The sequence below is a fragment of the Propioniciclava sp. LT294 genome (assembly GCF_059516005.1).
The window spans coordinates 47,356-69,362 of the sequence record NZ_JCAKNG010000009.1 but is presented as its reverse complement, the minus strand read 5'-3'; the positions used below and the strand labels follow the sequence as shown (position 1 = coordinate 69,362).

Here is a 22,007-nt window from a genome sequence, read left to right as displayed (position 1 = left end):
CGATGGCTACCCCCGTGAAGAACAAGGGAATGGCTGCGCGGACGAAGTCCCGCATCCGTCGTCAGGAGCGTGGCCGCAAGAAGATCTTCGGCACCACCGAGCGTCCGCGCCTGGTGGTCACCCGGTCTGCGCGCCACATCCTGGCTCAGGTGATCGACGACACCGCCGGCCACACGCTGGCGTCCGCCTCCACGATGGAGGCCGACGTCCGCGGTGCGGAGGGCGACAAGAGCGCGAAGGCCAAGCAGGTCGGTGCGCTCGTGGCCGAGCGGGCGAAGAAGGCGGGCGTCGAGTCCGTCGTGTTCGACCGCGCCGGCAACCAGTACCACGGTCGGATCGCCGCGCTGGCTGACGCCGCGCGCGAGGCCGGTCTCGGATTCTGATCGAAGCGGAAAGGAAAACAATGGCGAACGAAAACGCGTCTGCCCGTGGCCGTGGTGGCCAGGGCGGTGGCGAGCGTCGCGGCCGCGACGATCGTCGAGGCGGCCGGGACAACGCCGCCCGTGAGGAGAAGAGCCAGTACCTGGAGAAGGTCGTCGCGATCAACCGCGTCGCCAAGGTCGTCCAGGGTGGCCGTCGTTTCAGCTTCACCGCGCTCGTCGTGGTGGGCGACGGTGACGGCACCGTGGGTGTCGGGTACGGCAAGGCCAAGGAGGTGCCCGCGGCGATCGCCAAGGGTGTCGAGGAGGCGAAGAAGAACTTCTTCCGCGTCCCCCGCATCCTGGGCACCATCCCGCACCCCGTGCAGGGTGAGAAGGCTGCCGGCGTGGTCATGCTGCGCCCGGCGTCGCCCGGTACCGGCGTGATCGCCGGTGGTTCCGCGCGCGCCGTGCTCGAGTGCGCCGGCATCACCGACGTCCTGGCCAAGTCGCTGGGCAGCGCCAACGCCATCAACGTGGTCCACGCCACGGTCGAGGCGCTGCAGCTGCTCGAGGAGCCGGAGCAGGTCGCGCGTCGTCGCGGCCTCCCGGTGGAGGACGTCGCGCCGGCAGCGCTGCTGCGGGCTCGGAAGGAGGGTGCAGCCTGATGGCCACGCTCCGCGTCACCCAGGTGAAGAGCGCCAACGGCGCGAAGAAGAACCAGGCCGAGACCCTCAAGACCCTCGGCCTGCGGAAGATCGGCGACGTCGTGGAGCGGGAGGACCTCCCGCACTACCGCGGCATGGTCAACACCGTGATCCACCTCGTCTCCGTCGAGGAGGTTGACTGACATGGCGCTGAAGGCACACCACCTGCGTCCGGCCCCCGGGGCCAAGACCGACAAGCACCGCGTAGGCCGTGGTGAAGGCGGCAAGGGCGGCAAGACCGCCGGCCGTGGCACTAAGGGCACCGGCGCGCGCAAGAACGTTCCCATCGGGTTCGAGGGCGGCCAGATGCCGCTGCACATGCGCCTGCCGAAGCTCCGTGGCTTCCAGAACCCGTTCCGGGTGGAGTACCAGGTCGTGAACATCGCGCGGCTGGTCGAGCTCTTCCCCGAGGGCGGCAAGGTCACCGTCGCCGACCTGGTCGAGAAGGGTGCGGTCCGCAAGGACCGTCTCGTCAAGATCCTCGGCACCGGCGAGACCGCGGTGAAGTTCGACATCGACGCCCACGCGTACACCGCGTCGGCCAAGAGCAAGATCGAGGCCGCCGGCGGCAGCGCCAACGAGCTCTGATCTGAACGAGTCCACGAAGGGCGTCCCCGGTTGGGGGCGCCCTTCGTCGTCCCTCCGGGCAGCCGCGGCGCCCTCGCCGTAGGGTGATGGGCATGTGCGGCCGGTTCGCGGCCTCGGCCAGCACCGAGGACATCATCGAGACGTTCCAGGTCGAACTCGTCGTCGACGAGGTCGAGCCCACGTACAACGCGGCGCCCACGGACCCCGTCCCGGCGGTCCTCGAGCGGATCGACAAGGAGTCGGGCAGGGCCGTGCGCAAGCTGGTGACACCGCGCTGGGGTCTCGTCCCGTCGTGGTCCCGGGATCCCCGGGGTGGGGCCCGCATGATCAACGCCCGGGCCGAGACCGTGGCGTCCAAGCCGGCGTACGCGAAGGCGTTCGCGAGTCGCCGGTGCCTGATCCCTGCCGACGGCTTCTACGAGTGGACGCCCGCGCCCGGCCCGGGCGGGAAGCCGGCCAAGCAGCCGTGGTTCATCCGGCCCTCGGGCGGGGGGTTGTTCGTCATGGCCGGGCTGTACGAGTTCTGGAAGGACCCATCGCCCCGCGGCGGAGCCGCGTGGCTGACCACCTGCACGATCATCACCACCCGGGCCACGGACGCGCTGGGCCACATCCACGACCGGATGCCCATGGCGGTGCTTCCCGAGAACTGGGCGGACTGGCTCGACCCGCACCTCACCGACCCGCAGCAGGCGCTCCCGCTCCTGCACGCGAGCGAGGGGGCGGAGATGGAAACCTTCGCGGTGTCACCGCTGGTGAACAGCGTCCGCAACGACGGACCCGACCTGCTGCGACCGCTGGGGTGAGGCCGGTCCAGCCCGCCGGTCGGATGCGCGCCTTGAGGCCTGCGCTTGCTAGAGTCTGATTGGTTGGGTCTCGGCCCGCCTCCCTTGTGCTGTCTGCAAACTGATTGGACCCGGATGCTCTCCGCCTTCGCCCACGCGCTCAGGACTCCTGACCTGCGTCGGAAGATCCTCTTCACCCTCGCGGTGCTGGCGGTCTTCCGCCTGGGTTCAGTCATCCCCACCCCGAACGTGAACATGCAGAACGTGCAACAGTGCACGCTCGACGCCTCCACCGGTGCATCCGCCGGCCTGTACTCGATGATCAACCTGTTCTCGGGTGGAGCCCTGCTCCAGTTGGCGATCTTCGCGCTGGGCATCATGCCCTACATCACGTCCTCCATCATCCTGCAGCTGCTGACGGTGGTGATCCCGCGGCTCGAGACCCTCAAGAAGGAGGGCGGCGCCGGCCAGCAGAAGATCACCCAGTACACCCGTTACCTGACGATCGTCCTGGCGGTCATGCAGTCCTCGGCGTTCGTGACCATGGCGATCAGTGGACAGCTCTTCCCGGGCTGTGGGCTGCCGCTCGTCTACGACACCACCATCTTCCCGATCATCGTCATGATCCTCACGATGACCGCGGGCACGGGCATCGTCATGTGGCTTGGCGAGCTCATCACCGAGCGCGGGGTCGGCAACGGCATGTCCGTCATGATCTTCACCCAGATCGCCGCCGCCTTCCCCGCCCAGCTCTGGGGCATCGCGCTCTCCCGTGGCACCGTCGAGTGGAACGGGCTGAACCTGCCCAACTCGTCCGGCTGGCTCGCCTTCATCGCCGTGGTGGCGGTGGGCATGCTGGTCATGCTGGGCGTGGTGTTCGTGGAGCAGGCGCAGCGCCGGATCCCCGTGCAGTACGCCAAGCGCATGGTCGGACGCCGCCTCGTGGGTGGGTCGACGACCTACATCCCGATCAAGGTGAACCAGGCGGGCGTCATCCCGGTCATCTTCGCCAGCTCGCTGCTGTACCTGCCCTTGATGTTCGCCCAGTTCGCGCCGGAGAACCCCGCCTCGTCCTGGATCGCTGCGAACTTCAACGGCACCGGCTTCTGGCACTCGGCGTTGATGTTCGTCCTGATCGTCGCGTTCGCGTACTTCTACGTGGCGATCACCTTCAACCCCGAAGAGGTCGCCGACAACATGAAGAAGTACGGCGGCTTCATCCCGGGCATCCGTGCCGGCAAGCCGACCGAGAAGTACCTCGCCCATGTCCTCAGCCGTCTCACCGCGCCCGGGTCGCTCTACCTGGCCGTGATCGCGCTGTTGCCGTCGATCGCGTTCATCTTCATGGGCACCGCGCAGCAGATCCCCTTCGGTGGCACGTCGTTGCTGATCGTCGTGGGTGTCGGCCTCGACACGGTCAAGCAGATCCAGAGCCAACTCCAGCAGCGCAACTACGAAGGATTCCTGAGGTGAGGTTGCTCATCATGGGCCCGCCGGGGGCGGGCAAGGGCACCCAGGCCGGCTCGATCGCCGACCACTACGGCATCGTCACGATCTCAACGGGGCAACTGTTCCGTGACAACATCCAGTTGGGGACCGCGCTGGGCAAGCAGATCGAGGCGCTCATCGCCGCGGGCAACCTCGTCCCCGACGAGGTCACCAACCAGATGGTGTTCCAGCGGCTGGCCAGCCCCGACGTGCAGAAGCGAGGCGGTTTCCTGCTGGACGGCTACCCGCGCACCCTGGAGCAGGTCGCTGCGCTCGATGGCGAGCTGTTGCGCAGCCGCCGTCGCATGAACGCCGTCGTCGCGCTCATGGCCGACCCGGAGCAACTCGTCGAGCGCCTGCTCAAGCGCGCCGAGATCGAGGGGCGCGCCGACGACAACGCCGAGTCGATCCGACACCGCATCGACGTGTACCACGCCGAGACCGCGCCGCTGCTCGATGTGTACCGCGAGCGCGGGCAGCTCGTCGAGGTCGACGCGATGGGCGACGTCGAGGAGGTCCGCCAGCGGATCACCAGCGCCCTGGACTCAACACTCGGACGCGCCTCGTGACCCGAGGCGTCGAGCTCAAGACCCCGGAGCAGCTGCGCCTCATGCGGCGCGCCAGTCTCGTGGTCGCGGAGGTGCACCGGGCCGTGCGCGAGGCGGCGGCACCCGGCGTCACCACCGGTGAACTGGATGCGATCGGCCGCGAGATCCTCGCCCGTCGCGGCGCCGGTTCCTCCTTCCTGAACTACGGCGCCGCGTGGGGCTATCCCCCCTACCCGGGGGTGGCCTGCATCTCGGTCAACGAGGAGGTCGTGCACGGCATCCCCGGCGAGCGCGTGCTCGTCGAGGGCGACCTCGTCTCCTACGACTTCGGCGCCATCGTCGACGGTTGGCACGGTGACGCCGCGATCACGCTCGGGATCGGCCAGCTCTCCGCCGACGACGAGCGCCTCTCCGACGTCACCCGCGAGTCCTTGTGGGCGGGCATCGCGTCGGCGCAGCTCGGCGGGCGTGTCACCGACATCTCGCACGCCATCGAGAAGAGCATCAGGAAGCGCCCCGAGCGCTACGGCATCCTCAAGGACTACACCGGCCACGGGATCGGCTCGGAGATGCACCAGGCGCCCGACGTCCCCAACTACGGGCGGCCCGGGCGGGGTCCCCGCATCGAGCAGGGCCTCGTGCTCGCCGTCGAACCGATGGTGACCCTCGGCTCGGCCATCGGCGTCACCCTGGACGACGAGTGGACCGTCGTCACCAAGGACGGCTCCAGGGCCGCGCACTGGGAGCACACGATCACGGTCACCGAGAACGGCCTGTGGGTCCTGACCGCCGAGGACGGCGGCGAGGCCGAACTCACCGCGCGTGGGTTGCCGTTCGGGCCGTTGGCCGACTGACCCGTCCCGGGGCCTCAGGGGCCGCGTGGCAAGGGGCGTCCGGGGCCATCCTCACGCAACTCTTCACTCCGGCCCCGCGCCGGCCCGCGGCGTCCGGGCTTGGGGTGTTGAATATGAGGCGTGCCTTCTGACCTTGAGATCGCCCAGGCCGCACAGCTGCGGCCCATGTCCGACATCGGCGCCGTCCTCGACCTGACGCCCGAGGATCTGGAGCCGTACGGCCGCCATGTCGCCAAGGTCGAACGGGACGCCGTGGAGGCCCGGCCCGCGACCGGTAAGTACGTCGTCATGACCGCCATCACGCCGACGCCGCTGGGGGAGGGGAAGACCACCACGGTGGTGGGCCTCGTCCAGGGCCTGGGCAAGCTCGGCAAGCGCGCGGCCGCAGTGCTGCGCCAGCCGTCGCTGGGGCCCGTGTTCGGCATCAAGGGTGGTGCCGCGGGTGCGGGGTGGTCACAGATCGTGCCGATGGAGACGATGAACCTCCACCTGACCGGCGACTTCCACGCCGTGACCGCCGCCAACAACCTGCTGGCCGCCATGGTCGACAACCACCTCCAGCACGGCAACCCGCTGGGGATCGCCCCGCACTCGATCACGTGGGGCCGCGTGATGGACATGAACGACCGCGCTCTGCGCAACATCATCGTCGGCCTGGGTGGCCGGCTGGACGGCGTCCCACGCCAGGCACGCTTCGACATCACCGCGGCGTCCGAGGTCATGACCATCCTCGCCCTGTCGACGTCCGCCGCCGACCTGCGTGAGCGGCTGGGCCGCATCGTGGTGGGCTACACGGACGAGGGCGCGCCCGTCACCGCCGAGGACCTGAAGGCGGCGGGAGCGATGGCCGCCCTGCTCAAGGACGCGGTCCGCCCCAACCTGCTCCAGACGCTGGAGGGCCAGCCCGCTCTCATCCACTGCGGACCGTTCGGCAACATCGCGACCGGCAACTCGTCGATCATCGCGGACAGGGTGGGGCTGTCGCGGGCCGACTTCGTCGTGACCGAGGCCGGCTTCGGTGCCGATCTGGGCTACGAGCGCTTCGTCAACGTCAAGTGCCGGACGTCCGGCTTCGTCCCGGACGCCGCCGTGGTGGTGGTGACGATCCGCGCGCTCAAGGTGCACTCGGGTCGCTTCAAGGTCGTCGCGGGCAAGCCGCTCCCGCCCGAGCTGTTGCGGGAGAACCCGGACGACGTGGCGGCCGGGTTGTCGAACCTCGCCCACCACCTCGACATCGTGGCCGCGACAGGGGTTCCGGCCGTCGTGGCCATCAACGCGTTTCCGGACGACCACCCCTCCGAGCACGCGGTCGTCCAGCGCTTCGCCCAGCAGCGTGGCGTGAAGTGCGCGGTGTCGACCCACGTGGCGGACGGGGGAGCGGGCGCCACGGGTCTGGCACGGGCCGTGCTGGAGGCCGCCGAGTCCGGCACCCAGCTGCGCTACACCTACGAGCTGGACGCCTCACTGACCGACAAGCTGCACGCGATCGCCACGAAGGTCTACGGAGCCGACGGTGTCGACTACGCCCCGGCGGCGGCCACCGAACTTCGCCGGCTCACCGACCTCGGGTTCGGAGGCCTGCCGGTGCTGGTCGCGAAGACGCACCTGTCCACCACGGCCACGCCGACCGACCGGGGCGCTCCCAAGGGCTGGATGCTGCCGATCCGAGAAGTCCGGTTGGCGGCCGGCGCAGGCTACGTGTATGTCCTGTCGGGCCAGATGCAGACCATGCCGGGTCTTGGTTCCCACCCGGCGGCCGAGCGGATGGACTTGGCCCCCGATGGCCGCATCGTGGGCTTGTTCTGACCCTGTGCTGCATTTTGTGTCGGCGAAGTACCGGGATGATGACCAGTTCTGCCGACACAAAATGCAGCACGCCCAGGGTGGTGCAGGCCACCACGGAGCCTGGATCAGGCCAGCAACGTGCGGTCCGAGACGGCCTTGAGCTTCTCGAACTCGTGCAGCAGATCCTCGGGTGTGGCCTTCCGCTTGGCCTCGCCGGACAGCTCGTAGATGATCCGGCCCTCGTGCATCATGATGAGCCGGTTGCCCATCTCGAGCGCCTGGTGCATGTTGTGGGTCACCATCAGCGTCGTCAGGCCGTGACGGGCGACGGATTCGTCCGTCAGGCGGATGACGAGCGCCGCGCGGGCGGGGTCGAGCGCCGCGGTGTGCTCGTCCAGCAACAGGACCTTCGGCCCGCTGAACGTGGCCATCAGCAGCGAGAGCGCTTGGCGCTGGCCACCGGACAGCAGGCCTACGTCGGTGCGCAGGCGGTTCTCGAGGCCGAGCTCGAGGCGGGCGAGTTCCTCGCGGAAGATCTCCCGCTTGGCGTGCGTGACGCCCGTCCGGAGCCCGCGGGTCCTGCCGCGCGCGAACGCCATGGCCAGGTTCTGCTCGATGGTCCCGTGCGGGGTGGTGCCGGCCATCGGATCCTGGAAGACGCGCCCGACCCAGCGCGCCACCTTGTGGACGGGCAGCCTGGTCACGTCCACCCCGTCGATGAGGATGGTGCCCGCCTCGGGGCGGAACTCGCCTGCGATGACGTTCAGCAGCGTCGACTTGCCGGCGCCGTTGGAGCCGATGACGGTGACGAAGTCACCCTCCTCCAGCTTGAGGTCCACCCCGTCGAGCGCGACCTTCTCGTTGGCGGTGTCGGGGAAGAAGACCTTGCGAAGGTCGCGGACCTCAAGCACGGGCCTCTCCCGTCTGTGCGGCGGCCACCAGGCGCCTGCGGCGTTGCGCGCGGAACCGGCGGAACATGTCCAATCGGGGGAGGAGCAGCGCGGCGATCACCAGCAGGGCCGAGACCAGCTTCATGTCGTTGGGGTTGGCGCCGGCCTGGAGCGCCAACTGGATGACGATGCGGTAGACGATCGAGCCCACCACCACCGCCAACGTGGCGAAGATGAACCGGCGGCTGGGGATGATCGTCTGCCCGATGATGACCGACGCGAGGCCGGCGACGATGAGGCCGATGCCCATGCCGATGTCGGCGAACCCCTGGTACTGGGCGATGAGCCCCCCGGCCAGCGCGACGAGCGCGTTCGAGAGCGCCAGCCCGAGGATCTTGGTGTTGTCGGTGGAGACGCCCTGGGCGCGGATCATCCGCTCGTTGTCACCCGTGGCCTGGAGCGCGAGGCCCAGGTCGGTGTTCAGGAACCAGTCCAGCACGAGGACGAAGGCCAGGACGACCAGGGAGAACACGGTGATGGAGGTCCATGTGCCGAGCACGCGGTCGTCCCGCATGCCCGACAGCAGGGTGTCGGTGCGCAGCAGCGGCAGGTTGGCCCGCCCCATGATGCGCAGGTTGATCGAGTAGAGCGCGATCTGGGTCAGGATGCCCGCCAGCAGCGGGTTGATCCTGCCCTTCGTGTGCAGCAGGCCCGTGACCGTGCCGGCGAGGAAGCCGGCCACCGCGCCAGTCGCCGTGGCGAGCCACGGCGACTGGCCGGAGATGATGAGCGAAGCCGTGACGGCAGCCCCGGTGGTGAAGCTGCCGTCGACGGTGAGGTCGGGGAAGTCCAGCACGCGGAACGTGAGGTACACCCCCAGCGCCATCAGGCCGTAGATGAGGCCCAGGTCAAGAGCGGACAGCATGGGTCAGCCGACGACCTCGGCGCCGTCGAGCAGGTCGGCCGGGATGGTGACGCCCATGCGCTCGGCGGCGGCCTTGTTGACGTAGACCTGCAGGTCCTTCAGGGTCTCGACGGGCATCGACTCGGGCTGGGCCTCACCCTTCAGCACCTTCACGGCCATCTCGCCGGTCTGGCGGCCCAGCTTGGCGTAGTCGAGGCCGTAGGTGATGACGCCGCCCTTCCTGACGGAGTCGCCCTCGCCCACCACCATGGGGATCTTGTGCGTCTCGGCGTACTGGACGACGGACTCGATCGCGGAGACGACCTTGTTGTCGGTCGGCACGTAGATGGCGTCGACGGCACCCAGGCTGGTGACGGCCTGCTGGACCTCGGAGGTCTCGGTGATGGTCTTCTCGACGACCGTCAGGCCCTCGGCGGCGGCGGCCTCCTTGGCGGCCTTGACCTGCACTTCGGAGTTCACCTCGCCGGAGCTGTAGACGATGCCGACGGTCTTGGCCTCGGGCTTGAGCTTCTTCACCAGGGCGATCTGCTCGGCGACCGGGTTCATGTCGGACGTGCCGGTCACGTTGGCGCCCGGGGCGTCCGCGGACGCCACCAGCTTGGCGGCCACCGGGTCGGTGACGGCGGTGAAGAGGATCGGCTTGTCGGTGATCGCCTGGGCCGCGGCCTGCGCGCTGGGGGTCGCGATGGCCAGGACGAGGTCGACGTCGGAGGTCGCGAAGGTGGTGGCGATGGTGGTGTTCGTCGCGGCGTCCGCCTGCGCGTTCTTCTCGTCGTAGGTGACGTTCAGGCCGGCATCCGTGAGGGCCTGGCGGAAGCCCTCGCGCGCGGCGTCGAGCGACGGGTGGGTCACGTACTGGGAGATGCCGACCTTGTAGGTCTTGGCAGCTGCCGGGGTGGACGCCGTGCCGGACGTCGGGGTCGACGTCGGGGCCGACGAGCCGGACGCACAGCCGGCCAGGACCAGGGTCAGGGCGGCGGCCAGGCCCGCGACGACGATGACGGGGTTGCGCTTCACGATGGTTCTTCCTCACTCAGGGGCGCCGCTCGCTCGACGGCTCGGCGCGGGACCCGGACACGATATCCAGCGGCGGGGGCGCCCCCGGGGCGATCTCAGCGGGTGGCTTGCGGGATGGCCGCTAGGCTGGGGCCATGGCCGAGCTGCCGCGTTCCTCGAAGTACCGGGCCACGCCCGACGCCCCCCTGTCCGACGACGAGCGGAACCGCCTCGTCGAACGGCTGAACGCGGCGTTCGAGCAGGGCGAGGTCGCGCCCGATGACTACCCCCGGTTGCTGGACGCCGTCTTCGGTGCCACGACCCTGGGCCAGGTGGTGCCGGTCGTCGAGGCGGTGCCCGGCGTCGCGACGCACGACGTCCCCGCCATCATCGAGCAGGGCACCGGACGCCCCGGGGAGTTGTCGGAGGCGCGCCAGCCCAGCGGGGCCCTGGTGGCCAAGATGGCGGCCGGCGGCGTCGTCGCTGCCGTGCTCCTGCTCGTGATCATCCTCGCGCTGGTGCTGTAGCGGCCTCCTGGCGTCGGTGTTGTACCCTGCCTCCCCGATTTGGGAGAGGCTGCGGCCGTGGAGTAGCATGGGACGTCGGTCACCTGTGTCCTCAGGTGGCGAAGCGTTCCCTTAGGAGATCATGGCCAAGAAGGAAGGCGCCCTCGAGATGGAGGGCTCCGTCGTCGAAGCTCTGCCCAACGCGATGTTCCGCGTTGAGCTGACGAATGGGCACCGTGTCCTGGCGACCATCAGTGGCAAGATGCGGCAGCACTACATCCGTATCCTCCCCAGTGACCGGGTCGTCGTGGAGTTGTCCCCGTATGACCTCACGCGTGGGCGCATCGTCTACCGCCACAAGTGACCGAAGTTCTCGAAGTTTCCATCCAGTCAGGCCCAGGGGCTTCCCTGTGCCCGGCGCAAGTGAAGAAAGTAGCTCGATGAAGGTTCAGCCGAGCGTCAAGAAGATCTGCGACAAGTGCAAGGTGATCCGCCGGCACGGTCGCGTGATGGTGATCTGCGAGAACCCGCGCCACAAGCAGCGCCAGGGCTGACAAGCCCGCTGCGAGCGGCCGGAGGGACACGATCACCGTTGGAGCCCCTCCAACACAACTGAAGAACGTGACGGCAAACCCGTCGGGGCGCGGACACCATGCACGGTCCGCGAGCCAAGCCCCGGCGAGTGCACCCTCGGACGAAGGCCGAGGCCCGAGCTCAGGCGCCCGGGACGCCGCACGCCACACACCTTCGCGACCCACCGGGTCAGACATTTGGAAAGGAACGCCTGATGGCACGTCTCATCGGTGTCGATCTGCCGCGCGAGAAGCGCTTGGAGATCGGCCTCACCTACATCTTTGGCATCGGCCGCACCCGCGCCAAGGAGATCCTGGCCGCCACCGGCATCAGCGGTGACGTCCGCGTGAAGGACCTGAACGACGAGCAGCTCGTCGCGATGCGTGACTTCATCGAGGCGAACTACGAGACCGAGGGTGACCTCCGTCGTACCGTCGCCGCGGACATCCGTCGCAAGATCGAGATCGGCTCCTACCAGGGCCGCCGCCACCGCATGGGCCTTCCGGTCCATGGTCAGCGCACGAAGACCAACGCTCGTACGCGCAAGGGCAAGAAGAAGGCTGTCGCCGGCAAGAAGAAGGCCCGCTGACGCGGCGCCTGAGGAAGACCAGGAGAATCTGACACATGGCACAAGCAGGCCGTACCAAGGCACAGGCCGCCGCCGCGGCGAAGGGCAAGGTCCGCCGCAAGGAGAAGAAGAACATCGTCTCCGGGCAGGCCCACATCAAGAGCACGTTCAACAACACCATCATCTCGATCACGGACCCGACCGGTGCCGTGATCTCGTGGGCGTCCGCCGGCACCGTCGGCTTCAAGGGTTCCCGCAAGTCGACTCCGTTCGCCGCGCAGATGGCCGCCGAGGCCGCGGGTCGCCGCGCCATGGACCATGGCATGAAGCGCGTGGACGTCTTCGTCAAGGGCCCCGGCTCCGGCCGCGAGACCGCCATTCGTTCGCTCGGTGCGCTCGGTCTGGAGATCGGCCCGATCTCCGACGTGACCCCCGTGCCGCACAACGGCTGCCGTCCGCCCAAGCGCCGTCGCGTCTGAGCCCGAGCCGAAGAAAGAGAGACTGAAGAACCATGGCCCGTTACACCGGACCCATCACCCGCAAGTCGCGTCGACTCGGCACTGACCTGGTCGGCGGCGACAAGGCGTTCGAGCGCCGCTCGTACCCGCCCGGCATGCACGGCCGCGGCCGCATCAAGGAGTCGGAGTACCTGCTCCAGCTCCGCGAGAAGCAGAAGGCCCGCTTCGCCTACGGCGTTCTGGAGAAGCAGTTCCGTCGTTACTACGAGGAGGCGCAGCGCAAGTCCGGCAAGACCGGCGAGATCCTGCTGCAGATCCTCGAGTCGCGCCTGGACAACGTGATCTACCGCGCCGGCTTCGCCTCCACGCGTCGCCAGGCCCGCCAGCTGGTCGTCCACGGCCACTTCCTGGTCAACGGCAAGAAGGTCAACGTCCCCAGCTTCCGCGTGACGCCGTACGACATCATCGACGTCAAGCCGAAGTCGCTGAACCTCGACGTGTTCGTCATCGCCCGCGAGACGCACCACGAGCGCGTCGTCCCGGCGTGGCTGACGGTCCGCCCGAACCGCATGCGCATCCTGGTCCACCAGCTGCCCACGCGCGAGCAGATCGTCATCGACGTCACCGAGCAGCTGATCGTCGAGCTCTACTCGAAGTGACCCCGTCGAGGCGTCCGTGAGGTGATCCCACCCCACGGACGCCTTGCGCGGTCCCCACATCCATCGGGTCCGGCACGGTGCCGGATCCGCTTGACACCGTCAAATAGTGGGCGGTGGGAAGGAACAACATGCTCATCGCACAGCGTCCGACGCTGACCGAGGACGTCGTCAACGACACCCGGTCGCGCTTCGTCATCGAGCCCCTCGAGCCGGGCTTCGGCTACACCCTGGGCAACTCGATCCGCCGCACGCTGCTGTCGTCCATCCCGGGCGCGGCGGTCACCAGCATCAAGATCGAGGGCAACCAGCACGAGTTCACCACCCTCCCGGGCGTGGTCGAGGACGTCACCGAGATCATCCTGAACGTGAAGCAGCTCGTGCTCTCCTCCGAGGAGGACGAGCCCGTCGTCATGTACCTGCGCAAGGCCGGCGCCGGCGCCGTCACGGCGGCCGACATCGCCCCGCCCGCGGGCGTGGAGATCCACAACCCCGAGCTGCACATCGCCACGCTCAACGCGTCCGGCAAGATCGACATGGAGCTCGTCGTCGAGCGCGGTCGCGGCTACGTGTCCGCCGCCCAGAACAAGAGCGCCGACTCCGAGATCGGCCGCATCCCGGTCGACTCGATCTACAGCCCCGTGCTGAAGGTCACCTACAAGGTGGAGGCCACCCGCGTCGAGCAGCGCACCGACTTCGACCGCCTCATCGTCGACGTCGAGACCAAGCCGGCCATCAGCCCGCGCGACGCCATGGCGTCCGCCGGCAAGACGCTCGTGGAGCTGTTCGGGCTGGCCCGTGAGCTCAACGTCGAGGCCGAGGGCATCGAGATCGGCCCGTCGCCGGTCGACGAGCAGTACGCCGCGGACCTGGCCCTGCCGGTCGAGGAGCTCAAGCTCACGATGCGCAGCTACAACTGCCTCAAGCGCGAGGGCATCCACACGGTGTCCGAGCTGGTCTCCCGCTCCGAGCAGGACCTCCTCGACATCCGCAACTTCGGCTCGAAGTCCATCGAGGAGGTCAAGCTCCGTCTCCACGAGATGGGCCTGTCCCTGAAGGACAGCGCGCCCGGCTTCGACCCGCTGGCTGCCCTCGGCAGCTACGACGAGGAAGCCGAATTCGACGACGACGACAACCAGTTCTGACAACCAGGAGATTCACGACATGCCCAAGCCCACGAAGGGTCCCCGTATCGGCGGCAGCCCGACCCACGAGCGGATGATCCTGGCCAACCTCGCCAGCCAGCTCTTCGAGCACGGCCGGATCACCACGACCGAGACCAAGGCCAAGCGCGTCCGGCCGCTCGCCGAGAAGATGATCACCAAGGCCAAGCGCGGCGACCTGCACAGCCGTCGCATCGTGCTGAAGACGATCACGGACAAGGGCGTCGTGCACGTCCTCTTCACCGAGATCGCCCCGAAGCTGGCCGACCGTGAGGGTGGCTACACCCGCATCACCAAGATCGGCAACCGCTCCGGGGACAACGCCCCCATGGCCGTCATCGAGATCGTCGGTGAGACGGTCGAGGAGTCCCGCAAGGCCAAGGCCAAGGCGTCCGGCACCAAGGCTGCGCCCAAGGCGTCCACCAAGCCCGCCGCCAAGGCCGCCAAGCCGGCCAAGGAGGAGGTCGTCGACCCCGAGGTCGTCGCCGCCGAGGACGTCGAGGTGACCGACGAGGGCACCCCCGTTGCCGCCGAGGCCGAGGCCGAGGTCGCCGAGGTTGAGGTTGCCGACGAGCCCAAGGCCGACGAGGAGAAGTCCGAGGCCTGATCCTCGCGCTTGCGATCATTCGAGCGCCCGGCCCCTTGGGGCCGGGCGCTCGTGCGTGTGGGGGCGGCGAGGTCGGTACGGGCACGCCCGGCGTGCCGGCGCCGGACGACGAACGGCCCCGTGAGCCGAAGCTCACGGGGCCGTTCGTCAGGGGGCAGCGGGTGCGGCTCAGGCCGCGTGGCGGCAGCCCCAGGGCTGCAGGCCGCGCTGGGCGTAGAGCCGGTTCGCGACCGTGATCTGCTCGGCGCGCGAGGCCTGGTGCGGGTAGGCGGCGAAGTCGGGGCCACCGACGGAGCGCCACGTGGCGAGGTTGAACTGCAGGCCGCCGTAGTACCCGTTGCCCGTGTTGATCGACCAGTTCCCACCGGATTCGCACTGGGCGATGCGGTCCCACATGTCGGCGCGGGCGAGGTTGATGGCGCCGCCCGGTGCGGGGGTGGTCGGCGCGGGCGCCGGCTTCGTCTCGGTCTTCGGGGCGGGGGTGCGCTCGGCCGAACGCGAGATGATCTTCGGGGCGACCTTGGTGCCCACGCGGACAACCTGGTTCACCGGCTCCTTCGTGACGGTCTTCGACACGGTCCTGGTGCTCTCGACGGCCCCGTTTACGGTGACGGTCTCGATGACGTCCTCGCGGATCCCGTTGACGCCCTTGGTCTTGACCCTGCGCTCGCCCTTGGCGAGGGTCTCGTCCTTGACCTCGGTCGTGACGAACGCGAGGGTCGCAGTCCTGGTCTCCTGCGTGACGGTGACCCTGCTCACCATGACGGTGTCGCCGAAGGTGAGGGCCCTGTCCAGGGTGGGGGAGACCCGATCGTGCTCGCCCAGGGTCACGCCGGCGGCCTCGAGGGCGGCGGCGACGGTGGGGTGGGTGAGGGAGACGAGCGTGGTGGCGTTGTCCGCCCACACCCGGACCTCGGTCTCGGTCACGACGGGCGCGATCGCGGCCGCTGCGATGGGGGCGGGCTGGCTCTGGGTGGCGCCGATGGCGGCGCCGGCCCCGGTCATCAGCACGGCAGCGCTGGCGGCTACGGCGACGAGCTTGGTCGAGATGGGCAAGGGGATCTCCTGACTTGCGGATGTGTTACCACCTCAAGTCTGTGCTCATTCTGAGAATTGCACAAGCCGGCTCTCAGGATTTCATCAGGTTGCCGCCCGCGCCGGCCACCGGACGGCCGCTGGGCGGCGTCCGCGATGGACGCCGCCCAGCAGGTCTGGAGGTGGTGGGGTGCGCTCAGTAGGCGATCTCGGCGGCGCGGGCCGCGGCGAGGCGCTCGGAGACGTTCTCCCAGTTGACGACGTTCCACCAGGCGTTGACGTAGTCGCCCTTCACGTTCTTGTACTGGAGGTAGAAGGCGTGCTCCCACATGTCGAGCTGCAGGATCGGCAGCTGCCCCACCGGCAGGTTGCCCTGCTGGTCGAAGAGCTGGTTGATGTTGAGCCGCTTGCCCAGGGTGTCCCAGACCAGCATCGACCAGCCGGAGCCCTGGATGCCGTTGGCGACCTCGTTGAACTGCTTCTTGAAGCCGTCGAAGGAGCCGAAGAACTCATCGATCGCCGCGGCGACCTCGCCCTCGGGCGCGCCCCCGCCGTCCGGGGACATGTTCTTCCAGAACACCGAGTGGTTCACGTGCCCGCCGACGTGGAAGGCCAGGTCCTTCTCCAGCTTGTTGATCGCGCCGAAGTTGCCGGACTCGCGGGCCTCGGCCAGCTTCTCCAGGGCGGTGTTGGCGCCGGTCACGTAGGCGTTGTGGTGCTTGCTGTGGTGCAGCTCCATGATCTGGGCCGAGATGTGCGGTTCAAGGGCGCTGTAGTCGTAATCCAGCTCCGGAAGGGAGTACGTCATCGATTCTTCCTTTCACAAACGGGTCTGTGGGTTTCAACTGCGAACACGACCACCCTATTCCCTGCCGCGGCCCGGGCAAGCGGGGGCCGGACGCCGTGGCCTCAGCGGGGCGCGAACGCGGCCCGCCGGGCGGCCCGCCTCAACACCTGCAGCAGGCCGGGGGCGATGAGGGCGACCAGGACGACGCTGGTGAGCGCCCGCCCGAGGTTCCAGCCCATCGACGTCACGAGGTTGTACAGCGCGAACACCCGCAGGTTCTCCAGCGGTCCGGCGGTCGGGTCGAAGGACAGCTGGGTGGTGTTGCCGATGCCGAAGGGCCAGAAGGCGAAGTCCATCAGCCAGCCGTAGGCGAAGGCGGACACCAACCCCCAGGCGCCCAGGAGGGCGATCTCCCTCCACCCGCGTGCGCGGGGGAGCAATCCCGCACCCAGCCCCACGAATCCGGCGGCCACCATCTGGTACGGCAGCCAGGGCCCCACGCCGGCCGTGAGCAGCGCGGAGGCGAACAGCGTGATGGCCCCCTGGGCGAACCCGAAGCCGGGCCCGAACACGCGTCCGCCGATGATGAGCAGGAAGAAGATCGGCTCGAGCCCGGCCGTCCCGGCCCCCAGGGGCCGCAGGATCGCCCCCACCGCGCCGAGGACGCCCAGCAGCGCCAGACCCTTCACGTCCATGCCCTGGCCCGTCAGCTCCGACACCACCACCGCCAGCACCAGCGGAAGCACGGCCGCGAACAGCAGGGGGGCCTGGAGTGGGTTCACCGCCGAGTCGGGGCGCAGGAACAGCGGCCACGCGAAGGCCGCCAGCCCGGCTGTGCAGGCGACGACCAGCATGATCACGACGCGCGGGGACAGGCGCACGGCGTCCGAGGGGGCGGTCTCGATGGGCCGCTCCCGCGGCCCGCCCCCGACGGGGGTCACCGCGTCACCTCGGCCGGCACCAGCACCCGGACGGGGGCGAACACCTTGGCCGTCTGGGGTGCGAAGGTGGGGGAGCTGGTGAGCACCTCCCGGGTGGGTCCGTCAGCGATGACCTCGCCCTCGGCCATGACGATCGTCCGCCGGGTGAAGGCGGCCGCGAACTCGACGTCGTGGGTGCTGACCACGACCGCGCGACCCTCGCCGGCCAGGTCGGCCAGGATGGCGCCCAGGTGGTCCTTCATGGCGTAGTCGAGGCCGCGGGTGGTTTCGTCCAGCAGCAGGACGCCCGGGCCGGCCGCCAACTGGAGCGCCAGCACCAGCGACAGCCGCTGGCCCTCTGACAGGTCGCGGGGGTCGGCGTGCAGCGGGAGGTCGGCGGCCAGGCGCGCCAGCATCGCCGCGGCGGTGCCGGGCGGTGAACCGGTCTCGCGGTCGGCCTGGGCCAGTTCCTCCTCGACGCTCGGCAGGTACAGCAGGTCGGCGGCGGTCTGCGGGACGAGGCTGACGAGCGTGCGGGCCTCGGGGGCCTTCAGTGGGCGCGGGTCGCGCCCGTCCACCAGCACGTCGCCGGTGCTGCGCGTGCCGCCCTGGATGGCCCACAGCAGCGACGACTTCCCGGCGCCGTTGCGGCCCATCAGGCAGGTGACCTCGCCCCCGTGCAGGTCGAGGGTGATGCCGTCGACCGCCACGGTGTCGCCGTACGCGACGCGCAGGCCACTGACCGAGGCGCGGACGGCGACCGCCGGCGGGGGATCGGCCGGGGCCGTGACGGCGATGGCCTCCCGTTGCGCGCGGCGGCGGGCATCCCGGACCGAGCTCGGCACGGTGGCCCAGCCGAGCGCCGCGGCGAGCTGGGCCAGCGGCGGGCGGACGTCGCAGTCGACGAGCACGTCCGCGGGCGGGCCCACGACGACGTCTCCGCGACCGCGGGGCAGCCAGACCAGCGTGTCGGCCTGGTGCAGGACGCGTTCGAGGCGGTGCTCGGCCAGCACGACGGTGAGCCCGACCTCGTGCACGAGGGTCGTGATCGCCGACAGGACGTCCTGGGCCGCGGTCGGGTCGAGCGCGGACGTCGGCTCGTCCAGCACGAGGACGCGAGGCTGGGCCGCCAGCACGGACGCGATCGCCACACGCTGCTGTTGCCCGCCGGACAGGTCCGCCAGCGCCCGGCGGCGCAGGTCGGCGATCCCCATGAGGTCGAGCGTCTCCTCGACGCGCTTGCGCATCGCCGGGGGAGCCATGCCGAGCTGCTCCATGCCGTAGGCCACCTCCTCCTCGACGGTGTCGGTGACGAAGCCGGCGAGGGGGTCCTGGCCGACCCAGCCGACGACGTCGGCCAGGTCGCGGGGACGCGAGGAGCGGGTCGAGCGCCCCGCCACGGTGACCTCACCGGCCAACGTCCCGCCCGTGAAGTGGGGGACGAGCCCGTTGATCGCACTGAGCAGGGTGGACTTGCCCGTGCCCGTGCGCCCGACGACGACCGCCAGGTCGCCCTCGGGGATGTGCAGGTTCACGCCCCGCAGCGTCGGCGTGGACGCCCCGGCGTAGGTGACGGTGACGTCGTCGAAGGTGATCATGCGGTCCTCCCGAGGGTGGTTGCCGGTGCCGGCGACCAGAACAGCGGCGCCACGGCGAGGCCGACGATGCCGAGCATGACGAGGTGCAGGTCCGGCCATGCCAACGGGTCGATGGACGGGTGCATGGCGTCGAAGGCGCCCGGGACCGCACCCGAGTTGGCCAGGACGGCCACGATGAGGGCGCCGGTCCCACTGAGCGCGACCGCGGTGTCCCGCGGCGTCCAGGGCTGCGGGCGGTGACGGGTGACCGAGAGCCGGCGCCCGCTGAGGCGCAGGCCCGCGACGGTACCGGTCACGCCCACCGCGAGCAGGGCCCCGCCGGCCCAGCCGGTCCCGGGCGCGCCCAGGACGAGGAAGGCCCCCACCGTCGCTGCCAGCATCGCGGTGATGAGGCCCGCCACGAGCACGGGGGACGGTGCGGACTCGTCACGGGTCCGTCCGAAGCCCCGGGCCTCCATGCTGGCGGCCAGCGCCAGGGATCGGTCGATCGCGTCCGCCAGGACGGGGATGACCACCGCCCTGACGGCCTGCCAGCCGGTCGAGGCCCCGCCGCGCAGACGTCGCGCCCGGCGGACCCGCTGGACGGACTGCACGAGCTGCGGGGCCACCGACAGGGCGATGACGATCGCGACGGACGCCTCGTACAGCGCCGCCGGAACGCTCCGGAGCGCACGCCGGGGGTTGGCCAGGGCGTTGGCGGCCCCCAGGCAGAGCAGCATCGTGCCCAGCCGCAGGGCCTCGTAGGTCGCGTACACCAACCCCTCCGCCACGACCGGCCCTCCCAGCCGGATGCCCGCCGCCCAGTCGGGCAGCACGAGCTCCGGCAGGGTGAACAGGACGGTCGAACCCAGGCCTGCGCCCACGAGCACCTGGAAGAACAGGCGGATCAGGATGATGATGCCGGCCAGGGCGAAGTAGGCGCCGATGGAGCGGGCCCACGGGGAGTCCGTCCGCTTCAGCAGGACGACCGCGGTGACGGCCAGGGCGACCAGGGCGAGCAGGAGGGGGCTCGTGGTCAGCGAGACCGCCGCCGCCACGCCGAGGGCCCACGCCCACCACGCCCAAGGGTGCATCAGGGGCGTCAGAACCCGCGCCGTCGGAGCAGGTACCAGCCGAGCGCGCCACCGCCGACGGTGACGAAGCCCGCCGTGGCGATCAGCCCGACCGGTGTTCCGCCCGTCCCGCCCCCGACCGGCGTGGCGGACGCCGCGGGTGCGGGCTCCGCCGTGGGGGCGGCCGTGGCCCCCTCGGGCGTCGGCGCGCCGGCAGGGAGCGGGGTCGGGGTCACGTCGTTCTCGGCGACCTGGGCGGGTGCGGCCGGGGAGGACGAGCCGGCGGGAGCTCCGGGGGTCGGCGCGGGGGCCGGTGCCTTCGCGGCCGTGGTCGAGCTCGTGGCCCGGGGCTGCTGGGGCTGGGCCGCCCTGGTCGTCGGCGCCGGGGCCCGGGTCGACGGGGCCGGAGCGGGTGCTGTCGGCTCGGGGGCCTTCGTCGTCGGTGCCGGCGCGGGTGGCTGGGAGGGGGGAGCGGCCGGAGGGGCCGGCGGGCGGGGGCCGTCCAGGCCGGCGCCGAAGGCCCAGCCCTCGGCGTCGCCCTTCTTGGGGGATGTCGAGGTGTACCCCAGGTTCGAGTAGCGCCACGGACCCCACGACCCGTCCGCATTGCGGCTGGCCTGCCAGTACGACCAGTGGGCATCGTTCGTGACCGTGCAGGTCGAGGGGTGACCGTTGATCTGGCACAGGAAGCCGGGGCTCTTGTCCCGGACGGAGAAACCGGCGCTCTGGAGCGCGACCTTGCCCGTGCTGTGGCTGGTGGCGCAGCCCGTCCCCTGGCCGCCCACGACGACCCAGACGCCGTCGCAGGAACCCGCGGCCGCGGCAGGGGCCACCGCCCCCGGGGCCACGAGGGTCCCGGCGGCGGCGACCAGACCGATCAGGAGCGTGGCGAGGCCACGAGCCAGGCGGTTCATCGCGTCACGCGACGACGGGCGACCAGCAGGCCCGCACCCACCAGCGCCAGCAGCGAGGCGGCCGCGACGAACCACGGCTCGGTCGCGGTGCCCGTCTGCGGCAGGCGGTCAGCCGCCTGGGCCGGCGTGGTGGCCGCCGGGACCTGAGTCGCCGACGTGGTCGGCTCGACGGACGCGCTGGGCTCCGGGGACGCGGTCGGCTCCGGGGACGCGGTCGGCTCCGGCGTCGTCGAGACGCTGGGGGTCGCCGAGGCGGACGGGGAGGCGGTGGCGGACGGGGTGGCGGTGGCGGAGGCGGACGGGGTGGCGGAGGCGGAGGGCGTCGCCGACGGAGCGGGCTGCGAGGTCAGGTCCCAGGTGACGTCGAGGTAGGAGGCGCCGGCCAGCAGCAGGGTGGCCTGCGTGGTGAGGATCCAGTTCGGGGTGCCCGACACGAGGAGCGCGCCGGAGGGATCCTGGGAGGCCAGCACGAAGGCGAGGGCCTCGTCGACGGGCTCGCCGGCCGTCGCCAGGGAGGCGCCGAGGATCGCGGTCGAGTTGGCGGGGACCCAGCCGTTCCAGGAGCCGTCCGCGGCCTGCGAAGCGTGGGCCCACGCGATGGCGTCGGCGGCCAGGTCGGTCCGGTCGGCCGCGAGGAGGGCCAGGAGGGCCAGCGCGGTGCTGTCGGCGTCCGACGGGGCGCCGGGCTGCCAGCCGAAGCCGCCGTCCTCGTTGCGGTGCGTGAGCAGGTAGGCGATCAGGTTCGCGGGGACCTCCTCGCCCGAGCGGGCGAGCGCCACGGCCGCCAGGCCGCTGGGGAACGGGCCGGGCCACGCGCCGATGCTGCCGTTCTCCGCGATGCCGTTCCGGACGACGTCCACGAGATCGATGCCCGGGAGGAAGGTGCGCGGGTCCTGACCCACGGCGTCCAGCGCGATCACCAGCTTGGCCGCCCCGTCGGGAGCGCCCTGGGCGTAGTCCACGCCGGTGGTCCTCAGTGCCTCCAGCAGGGTGGCGACCTCGTCCTCGGTGGTCGGGTCCTGGCCGGCGGCGAAGGCGATGAGGGCATCAGCGGTGGAGGACGCGTAGCTGGCGACGTCGTCGGTTTCGAGGACGGTGGCGACCCAGCGGGCGGCCGCGCGAGCTGCGTCCGTGGTCGCGTGGGCGGGGAGGGCGGCGGTGGTGAGCGCCAGCACCGTGGCGAGCCCGATCGCGAGCAACTTCCAGAGGCGAGACATCGTGGTCCTCACTGGGCACGAAGGGTGC

At 70.3% G+C, this 22,007-nt stretch carries 27 protein-coding genes; 17 read left to right on the top strand and 10 right to left on the bottom strand.

The window, feature by feature from the left end; genetic code table 11:
- Nucleotides 1–2: 2 nt before the first annotated feature.
- The 9 genes from rplR to AC5YDA_RS11975 all read left to right on the top strand — a co-directional run bounded on the left by rplR (nucleotide 3) and on the right by AC5YDA_RS11975 (nucleotide 7,135).
- Entirely contained in the window at nucleotides 3–383 is a 381-nt protein-coding gene (rplR, locus tag AC5YDA_RS12015; RefSeq protein ID WP_496189955.1) for a 50S ribosomal protein L18, read from the top strand.
- A gap of 20 nt (nucleotides 384–403) precedes the next feature.
- Nucleotides 404–1,027 (top strand): 30S ribosomal protein S5, encoded by a 624-nt coding sequence (gene rpsE / locus AC5YDA_RS12010; RefSeq protein ID WP_496189900.1) that lies wholly within the window; start codon nucleotides 404–406, stop codon nucleotides 1,025–1,027.
- A complete protein-coding gene (rpmD, locus tag AC5YDA_RS12005) occupies nucleotides 1,027–1,209 on the top strand; it encodes a 50S ribosomal protein L30 (protein ID WP_496189901.1) in 183 nt (60 codons plus the stop codon). Before rpsE ends, rpmD begins: the two co-directional genes overlap by 1 nt.
- Nucleotide 1,210: 1 nt before the next feature.
- Nucleotides 1,211–1,654, top strand: a complete 444-nt coding sequence (gene rplO / locus AC5YDA_RS12000; protein WP_496189902.1) for a 50S ribosomal protein L15 — start codon at nucleotides 1,211–1,213, stop codon at nucleotides 1,652–1,654.
- A 92-nt stretch (nucleotides 1,655–1,746) separates the two neighbouring features.
- Nucleotides 1,747–2,460, top strand: a complete 714-nt coding sequence (locus AC5YDA_RS11995; protein WP_496189903.1) for an SOS response-associated peptidase — start codon at nucleotides 1,747–1,749, stop codon at nucleotides 2,458–2,460.
- 114 nt (nucleotides 2,461–2,574) lie between these two features.
- Entirely contained in the window at nucleotides 2,575–3,912 is a 1,338-nt protein-coding gene (gene secY / locus AC5YDA_RS11990; protein WP_496189904.1) for a preprotein translocase subunit SecY, read from the top strand.
- Entirely contained in the window at nucleotides 3,909–4,496 is a 588-nt protein-coding gene (locus AC5YDA_RS11985; RefSeq protein WP_496189905.1) for an adenylate kinase, read from the top strand. Before secY ends, AC5YDA_RS11985 begins: the two co-directional genes overlap by 4 nt.
- Complete coding sequence (gene map / locus AC5YDA_RS11980; protein ID WP_496189906.1) at nucleotides 4,493–5,329, top strand: type I methionyl aminopeptidase; 837 nt, start codon at nucleotides 4,493–4,495, stop codon at nucleotides 5,327–5,329. The genes AC5YDA_RS11985 and map overlap by 4 nt, the downstream gene beginning before the upstream one ends.
- Before the next feature lie 120 nt (nucleotides 5,330–5,449).
- A complete protein-coding gene (locus AC5YDA_RS11975) occupies nucleotides 5,450–7,135 on the top strand; it encodes a formate--tetrahydrofolate ligase (RefSeq protein WP_496189907.1) in 1,686 nt (561 codons plus the stop codon).
- A gap of 104 nt (nucleotides 7,136–7,239) precedes the next feature.
- Here the strand turns inward: AC5YDA_RS11975 and AC5YDA_RS11970 are convergent, their stop codons facing one another.
- From AC5YDA_RS11970 to AC5YDA_RS11960, 3 genes are read right to left on the bottom strand one after another with little or no spacing between them, the layout of a single operon-like run.
- Nucleotides 7,240–8,025, bottom strand: a complete 786-nt coding sequence (locus AC5YDA_RS11970; protein ID WP_496189908.1) for an ABC transporter ATP-binding protein — start codon at nucleotides 8,023–8,025, stop codon at nucleotides 7,240–7,242.
- A complete protein-coding gene (locus AC5YDA_RS11965) occupies nucleotides 8,018–8,929 on the bottom strand; it encodes an ABC transporter permease (protein ID WP_496189909.1) in 912 nt (303 codons plus the stop codon). Before AC5YDA_RS11965 ends, AC5YDA_RS11970 begins: the two co-directional genes overlap by 8 nt.
- A 3-nt stretch (nucleotides 8,930–8,932) precedes the next feature.
- Nucleotides 8,933–9,946: an ABC transporter substrate-binding protein gene (locus AC5YDA_RS11960; RefSeq protein ID WP_496189910.1), complete on the bottom strand. Its 1,014-nt coding sequence runs from the start codon at nucleotides 9,944–9,946 to the stop codon at nucleotides 8,933–8,935.
- A 134-nt stretch (nucleotides 9,947–10,080) separates the two neighbouring features.
- Here AC5YDA_RS11960 and AC5YDA_RS11955 point away from each other — a divergent pair, with 134 nt between their 5' ends.
- The 8 genes from AC5YDA_RS11955 to rplQ all read left to right on the top strand — a co-directional run bounded on the left by AC5YDA_RS11955 (nucleotide 10,081) and on the right by rplQ (nucleotide 14,456).
- A complete protein-coding gene (locus tag AC5YDA_RS11955) occupies nucleotides 10,081–10,452 on the top strand; it encodes a DUF1707 SHOCT-like domain-containing protein (protein ID WP_496189911.1) in 372 nt (123 codons plus the stop codon).
- Nucleotides 10,453–10,573: 121 nt separating this feature from the next.
- A complete protein-coding gene (infA, locus tag AC5YDA_RS11950) occupies nucleotides 10,574–10,795 on the top strand; it encodes a translation initiation factor IF-1 (RefSeq protein ID WP_131167419.1) in 222 nt (73 codons plus the stop codon).
- Between the two features lie 76 nt (nucleotides 10,796–10,871).
- Nucleotides 10,872–10,985: a 50S ribosomal protein L36 gene (gene rpmJ / locus AC5YDA_RS11945; RefSeq protein ID WP_020575560.1), complete on the top strand. Its 114-nt coding sequence runs from the start codon at nucleotides 10,872–10,874 to the stop codon at nucleotides 10,983–10,985.
- 233 nt (nucleotides 10,986–11,218) lie between these two features.
- Nucleotides 11,219–11,593 (top strand): 30S ribosomal protein S13, encoded by a 375-nt coding sequence (rpsM, locus tag AC5YDA_RS11940; protein ID WP_496189912.1) that lies wholly within the window; start codon nucleotides 11,219–11,221, stop codon nucleotides 11,591–11,593.
- 35 nt (nucleotides 11,594–11,628) lie between these two features.
- Nucleotides 11,629–12,051, top strand: coding sequence for a 30S ribosomal protein S11 (gene rpsK / locus AC5YDA_RS11935; protein ID WP_131167417.1), 423 nt, complete (start codon nucleotides 11,629–11,631; stop codon nucleotides 12,049–12,051).
- A 32-nt stretch (nucleotides 12,052–12,083) separates the two neighbouring features.
- On the top strand, nucleotides 12,084–12,689 hold the full coding sequence (rpsD, locus tag AC5YDA_RS11930; RefSeq protein WP_496189913.1) for a 30S ribosomal protein S4: 606 nt from the start codon (nucleotides 12,084–12,086) through the stop codon (nucleotides 12,687–12,689).
- 128 nt (nucleotides 12,690–12,817) lie between these two features.
- A complete protein-coding gene (locus AC5YDA_RS11925; protein ID WP_496189914.1) occupies nucleotides 12,818–13,831 on the top strand; it encodes a DNA-directed RNA polymerase subunit alpha in 1,014 nt (337 codons plus the stop codon).
- 19 nt (nucleotides 13,832–13,850) lie between these two features.
- Nucleotides 13,851–14,456: a 50S ribosomal protein L17 gene (gene rplQ, locus AC5YDA_RS11920; RefSeq protein WP_496189915.1), complete on the top strand. Its 606-nt coding sequence runs from the start codon at nucleotides 13,851–13,853 to the stop codon at nucleotides 14,454–14,456.
- A 168-nt stretch (nucleotides 14,457–14,624) separates the two neighbouring features.
- Here rplQ and AC5YDA_RS11915 read toward each other — a convergent pair whose 3' ends face one another.
- The 7 genes from AC5YDA_RS11915 to AC5YDA_RS11885 all read right to left on the bottom strand — a co-directional run bounded on the left by AC5YDA_RS11915 (nucleotide 14,625) and on the right by AC5YDA_RS11885 (nucleotide 21,979).
- Nucleotides 14,625–15,512, bottom strand: coding sequence for a resuscitation-promoting factor (locus AC5YDA_RS11915; protein ID WP_496189916.1), 888 nt, complete (start codon nucleotides 15,510–15,512; stop codon nucleotides 14,625–14,627).
- Between the two features lie 175 nt (nucleotides 15,513–15,687).
- Complete coding sequence (locus AC5YDA_RS11910) at nucleotides 15,688–16,299, bottom strand: superoxide dismutase (RefSeq protein WP_496189917.1); 612 nt, start codon at nucleotides 16,297–16,299, stop codon at nucleotides 15,688–15,690.
- Nucleotides 16,300–16,400: 101 nt separating this feature from the next.
- Nucleotides 16,401–17,132, bottom strand: a complete 732-nt coding sequence (locus AC5YDA_RS11905; protein WP_496189956.1) for an ECF transporter S component — start codon at nucleotides 17,130–17,132, stop codon at nucleotides 16,401–16,403.
- 83 nt (nucleotides 17,133–17,215) lie between these two features.
- The gene (locus tag AC5YDA_RS11900) at nucleotides 17,216–18,796 is read right to left on the bottom strand and encodes an ABC transporter ATP-binding protein (RefSeq protein ID WP_496189918.1); all 1,581 of its coding nucleotides are present in this window, start codon (nucleotides 18,794–18,796) and stop codon (nucleotides 17,216–17,218) included.
- Nucleotides 18,793–19,869: a CbiQ family ECF transporter T component gene (locus tag AC5YDA_RS11895; protein WP_496189919.1), complete on the bottom strand. Its 1,077-nt coding sequence runs from the start codon at nucleotides 19,867–19,869 to the stop codon at nucleotides 18,793–18,795. Before AC5YDA_RS11895 ends, AC5YDA_RS11900 begins: the two co-directional genes overlap by 4 nt.
- Before the next feature lie 8 nt (nucleotides 19,870–19,877).
- Complete coding sequence (locus AC5YDA_RS11890) at nucleotides 19,878–20,762, bottom strand: hypothetical protein (RefSeq protein ID WP_496189920.1); 885 nt, start codon at nucleotides 20,760–20,762, stop codon at nucleotides 19,878–19,880.
- Nucleotides 20,759–21,979: an LPXTG cell wall anchor domain-containing protein gene (locus tag AC5YDA_RS11885; protein WP_496189921.1), complete on the bottom strand. Its 1,221-nt coding sequence runs from the start codon at nucleotides 21,977–21,979 to the stop codon at nucleotides 20,759–20,761. The genes AC5YDA_RS11890 and AC5YDA_RS11885 overlap by 4 nt, the downstream gene beginning before the upstream one ends.
- Between the last annotated feature and the right edge of the window lie 28 nt (nucleotides 21,980–22,007).